At 69.3% G+C, this 13,926-nt stretch carries 13 protein-coding genes; 4 read left to right on the top strand and 9 right to left on the bottom strand.

Annotated elements, in window-relative coordinates; translation table 11 throughout:
• Window positions 1–12: 12 nt before the first annotated feature.
• The 8 genes from I5731_RS14700 to I5731_RS14665 form a co-directional block, all read right to left on the bottom strand.
• Window positions 13–1,089: an ABC transporter ATP-binding protein gene (locus I5731_RS14700; RefSeq protein WP_197312147.1), complete on the bottom strand. Its 1,077-nt coding sequence runs from the start codon at window positions 1,087–1,089 to the stop codon at window positions 13–15.
• Between the two features lie 4 nt (window positions 1,090–1,093).
• Entirely contained in the window at window positions 1,094–2,086 is a 993-nt protein-coding gene (locus I5731_RS14695) for a glycoside hydrolase family protein (protein WP_197312146.1), read from the bottom strand.
• 18 nt (window positions 2,087–2,104) lie between these two features.
• Entirely contained in the window at window positions 2,105–2,983 is an 879-nt protein-coding gene (locus I5731_RS14690; protein WP_197312145.1) for a carbohydrate ABC transporter permease, read from the bottom strand.
• Complete coding sequence (locus I5731_RS14685; protein ID WP_235981813.1) at window positions 2,983–4,053, bottom strand: carbohydrate ABC transporter permease; 1,071 nt, start codon at window positions 4,051–4,053, stop codon at window positions 2,983–2,985. The genes I5731_RS14690 and I5731_RS14685 overlap by 1 nt, the downstream gene beginning before the upstream one ends.
• Before the next feature lie 303 nt (window positions 4,054–4,356).
• Window positions 4,357–5,625, bottom strand: a complete 1,269-nt coding sequence (locus I5731_RS14680) for a sugar ABC transporter substrate-binding protein (protein ID WP_197312143.1) — start codon at window positions 5,623–5,625, stop codon at window positions 4,357–4,359.
• Between the two features lie 5 nt (window positions 5,626–5,630).
• Window positions 5,631–6,713 carry a LacI family DNA-binding transcriptional regulator gene (locus tag I5731_RS14675; RefSeq protein WP_197312142.1) on the bottom strand — a complete coding sequence of 361 codons (1,083 nt, stop codon included), beginning with the start codon at window positions 6,711–6,713 and terminating at the stop codon, window positions 5,631–5,633.
• A gap of 203 nt (window positions 6,714–6,916) precedes the next feature.
• Entirely contained in the window at window positions 6,917–7,606 is a 690-nt protein-coding gene (locus tag I5731_RS14670) for a DUF6064 family protein (RefSeq protein ID WP_197312141.1), read from the bottom strand.
• A complete protein-coding gene (locus tag I5731_RS14665) occupies window positions 7,606–8,526 on the bottom strand; it encodes an aldo/keto reductase (RefSeq protein ID WP_407941844.1) in 921 nt (306 codons plus the stop codon). Before I5731_RS14665 ends, I5731_RS14670 begins: the two co-directional genes overlap by 1 nt.
• Window positions 8,527–8,705: 179 nt before the next feature.
• On the opposite strand from I5731_RS14665, the gene I5731_RS14660 reads away from it, so the two are divergent.
• Window positions 8,706–9,533, top strand: coding sequence for an SDR family NAD(P)-dependent oxidoreductase (locus I5731_RS14660; RefSeq protein WP_197312140.1), 828 nt, complete (start codon window positions 8,706–8,708; stop codon window positions 9,531–9,533).
• Between the two features lie 10 nt (window positions 9,534–9,543).
• Here I5731_RS14660 and I5731_RS14655 read toward each other — a convergent pair whose 3' ends face one another.
• Entirely contained in the window at window positions 9,544–10,464 is a 921-nt protein-coding gene (locus I5731_RS14655; protein WP_197312139.1) for a helix-turn-helix domain-containing protein, read from the bottom strand.
• Between the two features lie 70 nt (window positions 10,465–10,534).
• Here I5731_RS14655 and pobA point away from each other — a divergent pair, with 70 nt between their 5' ends.
• The 3 genes from pobA (at window position 10,535) to kdpA (ending at window position 13,926) form a co-directional block, all read left to right on the top strand.
• On the top strand, window positions 10,535–11,704 hold the full coding sequence (gene pobA, locus I5731_RS14650; protein ID WP_197312138.1) for a 4-hydroxybenzoate 3-monooxygenase: 1,170 nt from the start codon (window positions 10,535–10,537) through the stop codon (window positions 11,702–11,704).
• Window positions 11,705–12,000: 296 nt separating this feature from the next.
• Complete coding sequence (kdpF, locus tag I5731_RS20040; protein ID WP_328838893.1) at window positions 12,001–12,240, top strand: K(+)-transporting ATPase subunit F; 240 nt, start codon at window positions 12,001–12,003, stop codon at window positions 12,238–12,240.
• A 12-nt stretch (window positions 12,241–12,252) separates the two neighbouring features.
• A complete protein-coding gene (gene kdpA / locus I5731_RS14640) occupies window positions 12,253–13,926 on the top strand; it encodes a potassium-transporting ATPase subunit KdpA (RefSeq protein ID WP_197312137.1) in 1,674 nt (557 codons plus the stop codon).

Genomic DNA, 13,926 nt, shown 5'->3' with positions numbered 1-13,926 from the left:
GTCGTCTCCTTCTCAGGCGCTGCGCGCCGCGAACAGGTGGCACTTCGCCGGGTCGAAGGTGAAGCCGATCGGCGCGCCCATCTCGAGGATGGCGTCCTGCGACAGCGCCGCGATCAGCGACTTGCCGTCCTTCAGCGCCACGTCGACGATGGTCTCGGTGCCGAGCCGCTCGGCGAGCCCGACCGTGCCGTGCAGCGCGCTCGCCGCCTCGTCGGCGGCGGGCACCAGATACTGCGGCCGGATGCCGAGCAGCGCCCGCCCGCCGGCGACATAGTCGCCGCTCGCCCGGCTCACCGTCACCGGGTCGAGCGCGCCGTTGCGCACCGTCACGGCGTCACCGTTCGCTTCCACCACCTCGACGTCGAGGAAGTTCATCGACGGGCTGCCGAGGAAGCCGGCGACGAAGGCGTTGACCGGGTGATGGTAGAGCTCCATCGGCGCGCCGATCTGCTGCACCTCGCCGCCCTTCAGCACCACGATCTTGTCAGCGAGCGTCATCGCCTCGACCTGGTCGTGGGTGACGTAGATCATCGTCGTGCCGAGCTGCTTGTGCAGCTTGGAGATCTCCATGCGCATGTCCATGCGCAGCGCCGCGTCGAGGTTGGAGAGCGGCTCGTCGAACAGGAACACCTCCGGCTTGCGCACGATGGCGCGGCCGATGGCGACGCGCTGGCGCTGGCCGCCCGAGAGCTGGCTCGGGCGCCGGTCGAGCAGCGGCTCCATCTGCAGGATGCGCGCGGCCTCCGCCACCTTGGCGTCCTTCTCGGCCTTGGAGGCCCCCGCGATCGTCAGCCCGAAGGCGACGTTCTCGCGCACCGTCATGTGCGGGAAGATCGCGTAGCTCTGGAACACCATCGCGACCTTGCGATCCTTCGGCGGCAGGTCGTTCACCACCCGGTCGCCGATCGACAGCGTGCCGGAGGTGATGTCCTCGAGCCCCGCGACCATGCGCAGGAGCGTGGACTTGCCGCAGCCGGATGGGCCGACGAAGACGGCGAACTCGCCGTCCTCGATCTCGATGTCGACGCCCCGGATGACGTCGGTCGACCCGTAGGACTTGCGGACATCCTTCAGCGAGATGCGTGCCATTTCCTCACTCCGCCAGCGCTTTGGGGCCGGAACCGACGTGCAGCAACCCGTCCCCGTCGGGGATCACCGGGTCCGGGTCGGTGACGTAGCCGCCGAACACGTCCTTGCCGCCATCGGCAAAGCCGAGAATCTTGAGGCCCTCGGAAGTCTCGACAATGCGCGCGGCGTAGCGCCGGCAGGGCTCGGCCCCGTCGAGGAACGGGCCGGGCGCGATGCGCCAGGGGCCGCGGTGGTGGTCGGAGATCAGGTAGTGCGAGCCGGTCACCGGCGGCTGCGGGCTCGACTGCCGGTAGTGCTCGGACCAATGGATGCTCGCGGTGCAGAACAGGCAGTACCAGTGCCCGCCGAAGCGGAACACCTGCGGCACCTCGAGCTGCCCGAAGCCGCCGTGGAAGACGGGCGGACGCAGGGTCCAGGTTTCGAGGTCCGGCGAGGTGGCAAAGCCCACCGCCCCGCCGGCATTCGGCTCCGAAACGTCCGGGACGCGGGCGGTGAAATACATCAGCCAGCCGTCGCCGTCCGGATCGCGCATCACCCACGGGTCGCGCATCGCCCGGTCGTGCCAGCGGCCGACGTGGTCGACCTCGTAGAGCGCCGCGTTCGGGCCGACGAGATCGAGGCAGAGGCCGTCGCCGACGCGCTGCCAGCTGTGCAGGTCGGCGGAGGTCGCGTGGCCGATACGCTGGTAGAGCCCATCCTCGGCCCGGGTGGTGCCGGTATAGAACAGGTGCCAGAGACCGGCGTCGTCCTTCACCACGGAGCCGGTCCACGTCGTGAAGTCGTCCCAGGCTGGCCCCGCCGACGGCGTCAGCATGGTGCCGAGATGGGTCCAGTCGACGAGATCGTCGCTGACCGCGTGGCCCTGGCTGACGTTGAAGTGGCGCAGATCGGGATCGCCGAGGCTCTTGTCGGCCTGCAGGAAGAAGCCGTGCCAGCGTTCGCCGTCGTGGGCGTACCAGCTGTCCCAGATCCACTTCTTTTCGAGAGAAAGAACCATTGACCAGAAGTCCCTGTGTTAGCCCTTGACGCCCGTCGAGGCGATCGACGCGATGAAGGCGCGTTGCAGGACGAGATAGAAGCCGAGGACGGGCACGGTGATCAGGCTGAGGTAGGCCATGATCTCGCCCCAGGCGCGGTTGAGCTGGAAGAAATACTGGAGACCGACCATCACCGGCCGATAGCTCTCGTCCTGCACCACCATCAGCGGCCAGAGATACTGGTTGTACATGATGAGGAACTTGAGGATCGCCGCGGTCGCGAGGATCGGGCCGGAGAGCGGCATCACCACTCGGCGGTAGATCTGCCACCAGGTGGCGCCCTCGACCCGGGCCGCCTCGATCAGCTCGCCTGGCAGGTCCTTGAAGTACTGGACGAAGAGGAAGATCGTCAGCCCGTCCGCGACCAGCGGCACGATCTGCACCCGGTAGCTGTTGAGCCAGCCCCAGGTCAGCCCGTCGAGCCCGAGCCACGGCAGCTTCGACATCAGCAGCAGCAGCGGGATGGCGATCGTCTCGAACGGCACGATCAGCGTGGCGAGGATGATGCCGAGCACCAGTTCACGCCCGGTCCAGTTGATGAAGACGAACGCGAACCCCGCCAGCGAGCAGACGAGCAGCGACAGCAGCACCGTCGCCCCGGTCACCAGCACCGAGTTGAAGATGAACAGGCCGACCGGCGCGCGCTGGAAGGCGGCGACGTAGTTGTCGAGGCTGATGTCGCCAACGGGCAGGAAGGCGCGCAGGCTCTTCGTATCGAGCAGCAGCTGCTGGTCCGGTTTCAGGCTGGAGACCACCATGAACACCAGCGGAAAGATGAAGATGACCGCGATCAGCCCCAGCACCGCATAGCGCACGGCGAGCCGCAGCCCGTGGTTTTCGCCCGAAATCATGGCCATCACCTCTTCTCCCGGGTAAGCCAGCGCTGGGTGAGCGAGATGGCGAGGACGATGACAAAAAGGATCACGGAGATGGCCGAGCCGCCCGAGATGTCCTGCTTGCCGTAGCCGCGCTGCACCGCCTGGAACACGATGGTCTGGGTGCTGTCGAGCGGGCCGCCCCGCGTGGTGACGTCGATCTGCGCGAACAGCGCGAAGGCCTGCATGGTGATGACGATCAGCACCAGCACCGCGGTGTTGCGCAGCCCCGGCCAGGTGACATGGCGGAAGGTCTGCCACTTCGAGGCGCCTTCCAGCGCCGCCGCCTCGTAGAGCGTCGGGCTGATCGTCTGCAGCCCGGAGAGCCAGATCACCATGTGGAAGCCGACCGCCTGCCAGATCGACATGGCGATGATCGCGCCGAGCGCCGTCGACGGATTGCCGAGCCAGTCGACCGGCGGGATGAAGCCGAACGACAGGAAGCCGAGCAGGTTGTTGAGCAGGCCGGAATTGCCGTCGTAGATGAAGCGCCAGAGCAGCGAGACGACGACGATCGAGACCACCACCGGCATGAAGTAGATCGCCCGGAACACGTTGATGCCCCGGAGCTTCTGGTTGATCAGCAGCGCGAGGCCAAGCGCCAGCCCGCCCTGCACCGGCGCGACCACCAGCACGAAGATGAACGTGTTCACGATGGCCGTCATGAACACGACGTCGCGCGCCAGCACGAAGGTGCGGTTGTCGCCCCAGTCGAAGCTGAACCACTCGCGCATGCCGCGCAGGCCCGGATAGTCCGGGTTGTTGCGCGTATAGCCGCGCAGCGCCGGGTACTGGACCTCGCCGTTCTCGACCACCGGCGCGCCGGCGGCATCCGTCTCCGGCGCCAGCGTCAGCGTCGCGACGCCGAGCAGCTGGCGATAGTTGTCGAGGCCGATGAACTCGGCCGGGTTGGGCGAGATCAGGCGCTGGTTGGTGAAGCTGAACACGATCGCCAGCGCGAAGGGCACGATGATGAAGAGCCCGATCAGCGCCGCCGCCGGCCCGGCCATCAGCCAGCCGGCGCGGTTCGAATGCTGGAATCTCGAGGCCAAGGCCGCAGTCCTTTCGCTTCGGCCGCCGCGCGTGCCTAAGGGCCGCGGGGCATGCGCTTCGCCACGATCCGGCATCGCCGACGCCGGGAGGGAGACATGGGTTCTGGCGGCCCGGAGGCCAGTCGTCGGCGGAAAGGGGCGACGCGAGAGGAATTGCCGCCGCGGTGACGACCACGGACCGTCCGGCGCGACACCGAACCCGCAACGCTCACCGCGCCCGAGAACCGCTGCGGCCGAAACAGCGGCCGCAGCGATATGCCGGGGAACTCCCCTCGCCTGCCCGTCGCCGGGTCGGTATCCGCGTCAGTGGCCGTAGCCGCCGTTCTTCTCGATATCGGCCTCGATCTCGTCGACGGCCGCATCCAGCGTGTCTTCGACGGCCGCGCCCTTGGCGATGTCGTTGACCGCCTTCTCGAACACCTTCGACTGCACGATGTAGCCGGGGCTGACCGGGCGCAGCACGCCCTGGCGCTCCGACAGCTCGTAGAACACCGCGAGCTTGCCGCCCGGCTGGTAGGCCTCGGTCAGCGCCGCCGCGGTGGTGGTGGCGGGGATCAGGCCGGTGCCGTTGGCGAACTCCGCGAGGTACTTGTCCTGGATCGCGAACTCGATGAACGCCGAGGCGCCGTCGGGGTGCTGCGAGCGCGCCGAGATGCCGAACTGCCAGCTCGCCGCGCCGATCTTCGGGCCGCTGCCGAAATCGGGGGCCGGCAGGAAGACCACGTCGTCGTAGGTTTCCAGCATCTTGGGCGCCGCCCAGTTGCCGTTCCAGCTGAAGGCGTAGTCGCCGCTGTTGAAGCCGGCATCGCGGGCCGCGGGGTCCTGGGTCGACTGGGCATAGCCCTCGGTGAACAGGCTCTGCCACCAGGTGCCGAAGGCGACCGCCCCGTCGCCGTTGAGCACGCCTTCCGCCGTCTGGTAGGTCTCGCGGTCGACGAGGTCGCCGCCGAACGACTGCAGGAAGGGCGAGAAGGCGTAGGGGTACCACTCGCCGTCCCAGGCCATGCCGAGGTCGATCGCGTACTTGAACTTGCCGCTGTCCTTGGCCGCCTGCAGCGCGGCGGTGAACTCGTCCTGCGTCCAGGGCTGGTCCAGCGTCGGCTCACGCAGGCCGAGTTCCTCGAGGTAGGACTTGCGGGTGACGAGGGCGACCGCCGCATCCCACAGGCCGATGGAATAGAGCTTGCCGTCCCAGACGCCCTTGGTGCCCGGCAGGAAGTTGGCGATCTTCGCCTCGTCGATCTGCAGCGGCTGCATGTACCCCGCCCAGGCCCAGTTCGGCATGATCGGGCCGTCGACGTCGAGAATGTCGGGCAGGTTGCCGGCGAGCGCCGCGGCGACGACGGAGTCGTTGTAGGCCGACTGCGGGAAGCTCTGCAGCTCGACCTTCCAGTCGGTCTGGCTGGCGTTGAAGTCGGCGATGACCTGGTCGAGGATCTTCTCCTCGTTCTCGTTGGCGCCCGCGCCGCCGGCGCCGTGGTACCACATGGTGAGGGTGGTTGCGGCGGAGGCCGGGGCGAGCCAGCACGTGAGCGACAGGGCCGTGGCGGCCAGCAGCTTGACGGTCTTCATCTTCTTCATTCCTCCCTGATTTTTTTCAGATGCACCACATTGCGGGTCGGCAGAGCCATGACCGAGCCGCGCCAATGAACGGGACCGGAGATGATCACCGGTTCACGGATCGGTTCGCCCTCCCCGCCGATCAGCCCGATGAGCAGCTGCGCGGCGCGCACGCCCATGGCGAAATACGGCAGGTCCACGGTGGTGAGGGGCGGATAGAGCGTCTCGGCGATGCTGCGATAATTGTCGTAGCCGGCGACGGAGATCTCGGTCGGCACCTTCAGCCCGCGCGAGCGCAGGATGCCGTAGACCCGCATCGCCATGGTGTCGTTGCCGCAGCAGAACACCGTGGGGGGATCGGGCAGCGTCAGCATCCGGTCGATGGTCGACCACATCAGTTGCAGTTCGTCGTCGCCGCCGCCGAGGTCGCAGCTCTCGACGAGGGTCTGGTCGAACGGGATCGCGGCGGCCGCCAGCGCGGCGCGGTAGCCCTCGATCCGCAGCGGCGTCGCCACGATGTTGCTGCGCAGGGTGAGATAGGCGATGCGCCGGTGTCCGGCGGCGACCAGCCGGTCGACGAGGTCGCGCTGGCCGCGGCGGTCGTCGGGAATGACGGCCGGCGTGCCGGCGTCGTCGAAGCAGTTGACCAGCACCGTCGGCGCCTTGCCGGCGACCTGCGGCAGGTGCACCCGGCGGTGGCGATCGGCGACGTAGAGCAGCCCCTCCGCCCGGTGCTCAAGGAAGGTCCGCAAAAGATCGGGCACCCGGCCCGGGTCGCCGCCGGTATCGGCGATCATCAGGGTCAGCCCGGATTCGGAGATGATGCGCTGGATGCCCTGCACGATCTGCAGGTCGGGCAGGCCGGTCAGGCCCGAAGCGTCCGGCATGCCCGAGATCGCCCCCGTCACCAGCCCGATCAGGCCGGAGCGGTTGGAGCGCATCATCCGGGCGGCGCTGGACGGCAGGTAGCCGAGCTCCTGCATGGCGCGCTCGACGGCTTCGCGCGTCTTCTCGCCGACGGGACCGTCGCCGTTCAGCACCCGGCTGACCGTCTTCGGCGATACGCCCGCGAGCTTCGCCACGTTGTAGATGGTGGCCACGTCAGTTTCCCCCGTCAGACGCCCGGACTTCAATGGTCCGGTTGCACCCTGCCCCGATCCCGCCGCCACCGCCCGGAGAGCAGAAGCTCGCCTCGTGGACTGGCGGGTGACATCGGTATCATGACACCGATGTCATAAGACATTTGCCCGCCCCGGTCAATCGCCTCCGGCACGGATCCAGAGGGACGATTGCGCGGTCGGATTCAGCGGCCGGCGGTGCGGGGCACCAGCCGCGTCACTGCGAGGGCGGCGACGAGCGCGGCGCTCGCCAGCGGCAGCCAGGCCTGCCCGTCCCCCATCGTCAGCAGCGTCAGGCCGCTGAGCAGGCACCACAGCAGCGGAATCGGCAGCAGCACCGCGAGCCAGCGGCCGCGGGCAACCAGCAGCAGCCCGGCGGTGACGATCGCGGTCGGATCTGGCGCCAGGCCGAACACCTCGGCGCTGGCGAGCGGGCGGCCGGAGACGAGCGGCAGCGCCGGATAGAGCAGCAGTCCGGCGACGGCGAGCGCCAGCCCCGCGCCGCCGACCGCGTCCGCCCGCCTGAAGACCGTGCCGCCGGAGACGAGCCCGGCGAGCAGCAGCAGCCCGGCCTCGAGGAAGAAGGCCGGCACGGCATAGGCGACGGCCCAGTTGATCGGAGCATAGCGCTGCAACAGGAACGACCACGCGGTGAAGGCCCAGACGGCCGCCATGACGAGGCCGAAGACGAGCCCCGGCCACAGCGCGGCGCGGCGCGACGGCCTGAGGATCGCGAGGACAACCGCCAGCCCCGCCGCCGTGGTCGCCAGTTGCAGTGGCCAGAGCGCCGTATTCTGCGCCGCGAACAGCCGCCAGTAGGTGCGCGGCGAAAACAGCAGGAAGTCGTCCAGCCGATAGGTCCACCACTCGGACATCAAAGCGCGCCGATATGGGCGGCGATGCGTTCGCGCAGCGCGGCATCAGGCAGAACGCCGCCGGCCGCCGCGAGGTTCTCACGCACATGGTCGACCCGGGTCGTGGCGGGGATCGCGACGGTGACGGCGGGATGGGCGAGGATGAACTTCAGGATCACCTGCGCCCAGCTCGTGGCACCGAGCTCGCCGGCCCAGCCGGGCAGCGGCGCGCCGTCGAGCCGCCGGGTCAGCGCGCCCTGCCGGAACGGCCGGTTGACGATCACCGCGATACCGCGCTCGGCAGCGAGCGGCAGCAGCCGCCGTTCGGCTTCGCGGTCGAGCGGGTTGTAGCTCAGTTGCACGAAGTCGAGCGGCTGGCGGCGCATGACCTCCTCGAAGAGATCGTGCCGGCGCCCCTCCGAGGTGGTGATGCCGACATAGCGCAGTTGCCCCTGCGCCTTCATCTCCAGCAGCGTGGCGAGATGCGCCTCCCAGCCGAGCAGGTTGTGCACCTGGACGAGGTCGAAGCGCTCGACGCCCCAGCGGCGCCGCGTCTGCTCGATCTGCGCCGGGCCGTCGGCGGCGGACGAGGTCCAGACCTTCTCCGCCGAGAACAACGCGTCCGGCCGGCCGAGCCGTTCGAGGCCCTGGCCGACCACGGCCTGCGAGGAGCCGTACATCGGCGAGCTGTCGATCATCCGCCCGCCGGCGGCGAAGAACGCCGCCATCACGTCGGCGCACTCGGCCCGCAGTTCCGGGTCGTCGCCGACGTTGAAGGTGATCCACGTGCCGAGGCCCACCGCGGGGATCGGCTCGCCCGAGGACGGGATCGTGCGGGTGAGCGGGGTCGCGGTCTGGGCGAGACCCCGCGCGGGCGGCAGCGCCGCCATCGCGGCAGCGAAGGCGGCGGTTCCCATCAGTCTCCGGCGTGTGATCATCACCTTCTCTCCTTCCCGCGAATGGCTGACCCAAGGGGCGAACGGCCCGCGTCCACCATGGCGTTCCATCACAGCTGCGTGCGGCGCGCGATCGACGCTGCGAACGGGCCCGGAAGATCTCGACCGGTCCGCCGGCAAGCCCTTACAATCCGGTCCGGACACGCCCCGAGGAAGAGAGACGCATGACCCATCCCGCGATCGCCGCCGGCCACACCGCCGTCATCACCGGGGCCGCCTCCGGCCTCGGGCTCGCAGCCGCCCGCGCTCTGGCGGCGCACGGCATGGCGGTCGCCATGATCGACCTGCCAGGGCCACGGCTGGAGGCCGCCGCGGCGAGCCTCCCCGGCGCAGTCGCCATCCCGCTCGATGTTTCCGACGCGCCGGGCGTCGCCGCCGCTGCCGCCACCGTGGCGGCCGGGATGCCGCCGGTGACGTTCCTCTTCAACAACGCGGGCCTGAGCCTGCCCTCGTCGGCCCTCGCAGACCGCGCGGCCTGGGACCGCACCCTGGGCGTGAACTTCGGCGGCATTCTCGGCGTGGCGCAGGCCTTCGTGCCCGCCATGCTGGCCCATGGCCTGCCCGGCGCGGTCATCAACACCGGGTCGAAGCAGGGCATCACCCTGCCGCCCGGCAATCCCGCCTACAATGTATCGAAGGCGGCGGTGAAGGCCTACTCCGAGCTGCTGGCCCACGAACTGCGCAGCCTGCCCGGATCGCGCGTCACCGCGCACCTGATGATCCCCGGCTGGGTGCACACCGCCATGACCGCCGCGGAAGGCACGGCAAAGCCCGCGGGCGCCTGGACGCCCGACGAGGCGGTGGCCTTCATGCTCGCTCGTCTCGCCGCCGGCGACTTCTACATCCTGTGCCCGGACAACGACGTCACCCGCCCGCTGGACGAACGGCGCATCGCGTGGATGGCGGGCGACCTGATCGAAAACCGCCCTGCCCTGTCGCGCTGGCACGCGGACTGGGCCGAGGCGTTCAAGCGCAGCATCGCCGACCTGTAACCGTTGGGCCTCAGGGCTCACCGCGCTCGAAGCCGGCGCGGTAGGCGCCCGGCGACAGGCCCATCACCCGGCGGAAGGCGCGCGAGAAATAGGACGGGTCCTCGAAGCCGAGCCCATAGCCGATCGCCGCCACCGAGCCCCGCGTATAGACCAGCATCCGGCAGGCTTCGCGCATCACGGCCGCCTCGATCAGCTCGCCGGCCGGACGGCCGGTCGCCGCCCGGCAGATGCGGCTGAGGTGCCGTTCCGAGACGCCGATGGTGCGGGCGAAGTCCGCCAGTTTCCATCGGTCGCGCAGATGCTGGCCGAGCAGCGCCTGGAACTGCCGCAGCCGGGGATCCGTGGCCGCCCCGGCGGCGCCCGGGGCCCGGCCGAGGTGTCGCAGCACGCGGCAGGCGACATCGGTCGCCAGTGCCCTGAGCATCATCGCCCGCGCCGGTTCCGTCCGGCGGTGCTCGGCCGCGATCCGCTCGAACAGGCGGACGAGATCGGCGTCAACCGGCAGCAGGCCGGCCCGCCCGAGCGCCGTCTCGCGCAGCACGGTCGGCTCCAGCAGGTCCGGCAGGCTCGGCAGCGGGACCGTCAGGACCCACCCCTCGGTGCCGGCGGAAAAGGCGAAACCGTGCACCACGCCGTGCGGCACGCTGAGCAGGACCGGCGGCGAGACCGCCGGCACGGCCCCGTCGATCGTTAGCTCGACCGCCCCCGCGCGGATCAGGAAGAACTGGTGCAGGTGCGGATGCCGGTGCGGGGCGATGCGCCAGTCGAGCCCGGCCGCGCGATCGGTGATCGTCTCGATGTGCAGCACATCCGGAAAGGCCCGGCTCTCGCCGTAGAGGTTCCAGGCCGGAATGGCATGCGGGTCGTCCCGCAGCGGGGGCGCGATCGAGGGCATGTCCGGAAAGTGCCAGAAGTTACGCGCTGCGTCCATTCATGCGCCGCCCGTGCATGCCTAGCCTTGCGGGGCTCGCCGCGTCGCGCGGGCCGAGAAGGGACTTCGGATGCAGACCGACGTGGCGATCATCGGCGGCGGGCCGGCCGGGCTGTTGCTGTCGCAATTGCTGATGCGTGCCGGCATCGCAACCGTGGTGCTGGAGCGCCGGTCCCGGGCGCATGTGCTGTCGCGCATCCGGGCGGGCGTGCTGGAATGGGGCACGGTGCAGTTGCTCGAGACGGCCGGCATCGGCGACCGCATGCACCGCGAGGGCCTGCCGCACGAGGGCTGTTACCTCGCCGCCGACGACCGGATGATCCATATCGATTTCATGGCGGCCTGCGGCAGGCAGGTGATGGTCTACGGCCAGACCGAGGTCACCCGGGATCTCTACGACGCGCAGGACCGGCTCGGCGCCACGATCCTGCACGACGTCGAGGAGGTCGCCCTGCACGATCTCGAAGGTGACGCGCCGCACGTCAGCTTCCGGCACGCGGGCGCGGATCACCGGCTCGACTGCCGCTTCATCGCCGGCTGCGACGGGTTCCACGGCGTCAGCCGCCCCAGCCTGCCGGCCGCCGTGCGGCGGGAGTTCGAGAAGACGTTTCCGTTCGGTTGGCTCGGCGTGCTGTCCGAGACGCCGCCGGCCGACAGCGAACTGATCTATGCCAACCACGCGCGCGGCTTCGCGCTCGCCTCGATGCGGAGCCGCGCGCTTTCGCGATACTACATCCAGGTCCCGCTCACCGACCGGGCCGAGGACTGGTCCGACGCCGCGTTCTGGGACGAACTGCGCCGCCGCCTGCCGGAGCGCGTGGCGGCGGGGCTCGTCACCGGTCCGTCGATCGAGAAGAGCATCGCGCCGCTGCGCAGCTTCGTCAGCGAGCCGATGCAGTGGGGCCGCCTGTATCTCTGCGGCGACGCGGCCCACATCGTGCCGCCGACGGGCGCCAAGGGTCTCAACCTCGCCGCCTCCGACGTGTTCTACCTGTCGCGGGCCCTCACCGCGCACTACCACGACGGCCGCGACGACCTGCTGGCCCGCTACGGCGAGGACGCCCTCGCCCGCGTCTGGCGAGCCATGCGCTTCTCGTGGTCGATGACGATGCTGCTGCACCGTTTTCCCGATCAGGGCGCCTTCGACCGGCGGATGCAGATGGTCGAGCTCGAGACGCTGATCGGCTCGGCCGATGCCCGCCGCACGATGGCCGAAAACTACACCGGCCTCCCCTACTGACCACCGGCCGGCCCGGCGCGGCGGGCGGCAGCGGGGGTCAGGGATGGGCGGTGGCGCGTCGCGAACTGAGGAAAAGACCTCACCGCAGCCGGCTCGGTCGTCACCCGTTCCATTCGGCTGATGGCGAAGAAAATGGGCCTGCGGGCAAATCTTCCCCACGTCCGAACAACAGCCGTCCCGGCAGGCGCTGGCGGACAGCGTCGTCATGGACGAGGTGAGGAACCGCGACCGTCTTCCTGAGCGCGCTTCGGCGGCCCGTCTTTACGCGTTCCTTACGCGATCCGGCCCCCTCTCGAATGGAGCCTTTACGCGCGCTCACGGCAGTGTCCGGCACGGCAACCAACGGAGCCTTGTCATGCTGGACCTTTTCTACCTTGCCCTCGGCCTCGCCGTTTTCGTGGCCTTCGCGTTCGCGACACGTTTCGCCGAGCGGCTGTGAGGGGGGCGCCATGTTCGATCTGATCCTGGGGCTCGCCGTGGCAGCGGGCCTGTTCGTCTATCTTGGTGCAGCCCTGCTGCGGCCGGACCGGTTCTGAGGAAACAGCGCCATGTCCCTCATCGCCTATTCCCTCTACTTCGCCGCGCTCGTCAGCCTCGCCTGGCTCCTCGCGATATGGATGACCCGTGTCTTTTCCGGCGCCCTCCCCGCAGCACTGCTTCGGACAGAGGCCACTCTTCTCCGGCTGTGTGGTGCCGCGCCCGACCGGGGCATAGGGTGGGGCGCCTATGCGCTGGCAGTTCTCGTCTTCAACGCAACCTGTTTCGTCGTGCTTTACGTGCTCTTGCGGGCGCAGGGCACGCTGCCGCTGAACCCCGACGGCATCGGCGGCATGGCGCCCGACCTGGCGTTCAACACCGCCGTCAGCTTTGTCACCAACACCAACTGGCAGGCCTATTCGGGCGAGGCGCAGTTGAGCTACCTGAGCCAGATGGCCGGCCTGACAATGCAGAACTTCGTCAGCGCGGGCACCGGGATGGCGGTGGCGGTGGCCGTTGTCCGGGGCTTCGTCGCGCCCCGGGAAGCAACGCTCGGCAACTTCTGGGTGGACCTGACCCGGTCGGTCCTGTGGATCCTTCTGCCCCTGTCCGTCGTGCTGGCGCTGTTCCTCGCCTGGCAGGGCGTGCCACAGACGCTCCAGGGCGCGGTGATGGCGACGGGTCTCGAGGGGCAGGACCAGATCATCGCCCGCGGCCCTGCTGCCGCGCAGATCGCGATCAAGCAGTTGGGCACCAACGGCGGAGGGTTCTTCGGGGTCAACTCGGCCCATCCGTTCGAGAACCCGACGATTGCCTCGAACATGGCGCAGAGCCTGTCGATCCTGCTGATCCCGGTCGCATTCTGCTTCCTGTTCGGCCGAATGGCGGGGGACCGCAGGCAAGGCTGGGCGATCTTCGCCGCGATGGCGGTCATGTTCGTGGCCGGGCTGGCGGTGGTCCATGTCTACGAGATCGCCGGAAACCCGGCACTCGGCGTCGGTGCCAACATGGAAGGCAAGGAGCAGCGCTTCGGCGCGATGCTCTCGGCGCTCTGGGCAGCCTCCACGACCGCCGCGTCGAACGGGTCGGTGAACGCGATGCACGACTCGTTCATGCCGCTCTCCGGCCTCGTGATGCTGGTCTTCATGCAGATCGGCGAGGTGATCTTCGGCGGCGTCGGCGCGGGGCTGTACGGCATGCTGCTCTATGTCGTCCTCGCCGTGTTCCTGGCCGGGCTGATGGTGGGACGCACGCCCGAATACCTCGGCCGCAAGATCGAGGGCCGCGAGGTGACCCTGGCAGTGCTGGCCTTCCTGTCGATGCCGCTCGGCATTCTCGTCGGCGGGGCGCTGGCCGCCACGGTGCCGCAGGCGCTGGCGGCGGTCCAGGAGCCGGGGCCGCACGGGATGAGCGAGATCCTCTACGCCTATTCGTCGGCCACCGGAAACAACGGCAGTGCCTTCGGCGGCTATGGCGCGGCGCTGACCTGGCACACCACGGCGCTCGGCATCATCATGCTGCTGGGCCGCTATGCGATCATCATTCCAATGCTCGCGATCGCCGGATCCATGATCCGCAAGCCGCAGGCCCCCGTCACATCGGGCACCTTCCCGACCCACGGACCGCTGTTCGTGACGCTCCTGATCCTCACCGTGCTGATCCTCGGCGCGCTGACCTTCTTCCCCGTCCTCGCCCTTGGCCCCATCGCGGAAGAGACCGCGCGGCTGGCCGGGCAGAGCTTCTGA

Origin of the sequence: Methylobrevis albus, assembly GCF_015904235.1 — a bacterium.
In the GTDB taxonomy this organism is placed as follows: Bacteria; Pseudomonadota; Alphaproteobacteria; order Rhizobiales; family Pleomorphomonadaceae; genus Methylobrevis_A; species Methylobrevis_A albus.
The sequence above is the reverse complement of the archived record's forward strand: the minus strand, read 5'-3'. Positions and strand labels throughout refer to the sequence as shown.

Coding starts and splice junctions, on each gene's coding strand:
- pobA (WP_197312138.1), top strand. CDS start 10,535: ATGCAGACCGACGTGGCGATCATCGGCGGCGGGCCGGCCGGGCTGTTG.
- I5731_RS14690 (WP_197312145.1), bottom strand. CDS start 2,983: ATGGCCATGATTTCGGGCGAAAACCACGGGCTGCGGCTCGCCGTGCGC.
- kdpA (WP_197312137.1), top strand. CDS start 12,253: ATGTCCCTCATCGCCTATTCCCTCTACTTCGCCGCGCTCGTCAGCCTC.
- I5731_RS14660 (WP_197312140.1), top strand. CDS start 8,706: ATGACCCATCCCGCGATCGCCGCCGGCCACACCGCCGTCATCACCGGG.
- I5731_RS14695 (WP_197312146.1), bottom strand. CDS start 2,086: ATGGTTCTTTCTCTCGAAAAGAAGTGGATCTGGGACAGCTGGTACGCC.
- kdpF (WP_328838893.1), top strand. CDS start 12,001: ATGGAGCCTTTACGCGCGCTCACGGCAGTGTCCGGCACGGCAACCAAC.
- I5731_RS14655 (WP_197312139.1), bottom strand. CDS start 10,464: ATGGACGCAGCGCGTAACTTCTGGCACTTTCCGGACATGCCCTCGATC.
- I5731_RS14700 (WP_197312147.1), bottom strand. CDS start 1,089: ATGGCACGCATCTCGCTGAAGGATGTCCGCAAGTCCTACGGGTCGACC.
- I5731_RS14680 (WP_197312143.1), bottom strand. CDS start 5,625: ATGAAGACCGTCAAGCTGCTGGCCGCCACGGCCCTGTCGCTCACGTGC.
- I5731_RS14670 (WP_197312141.1), bottom strand. CDS start 7,606: ATGTCCGAGTGGTGGACCTATCGGCTGGACGACTTCCTGCTGTTTTCG.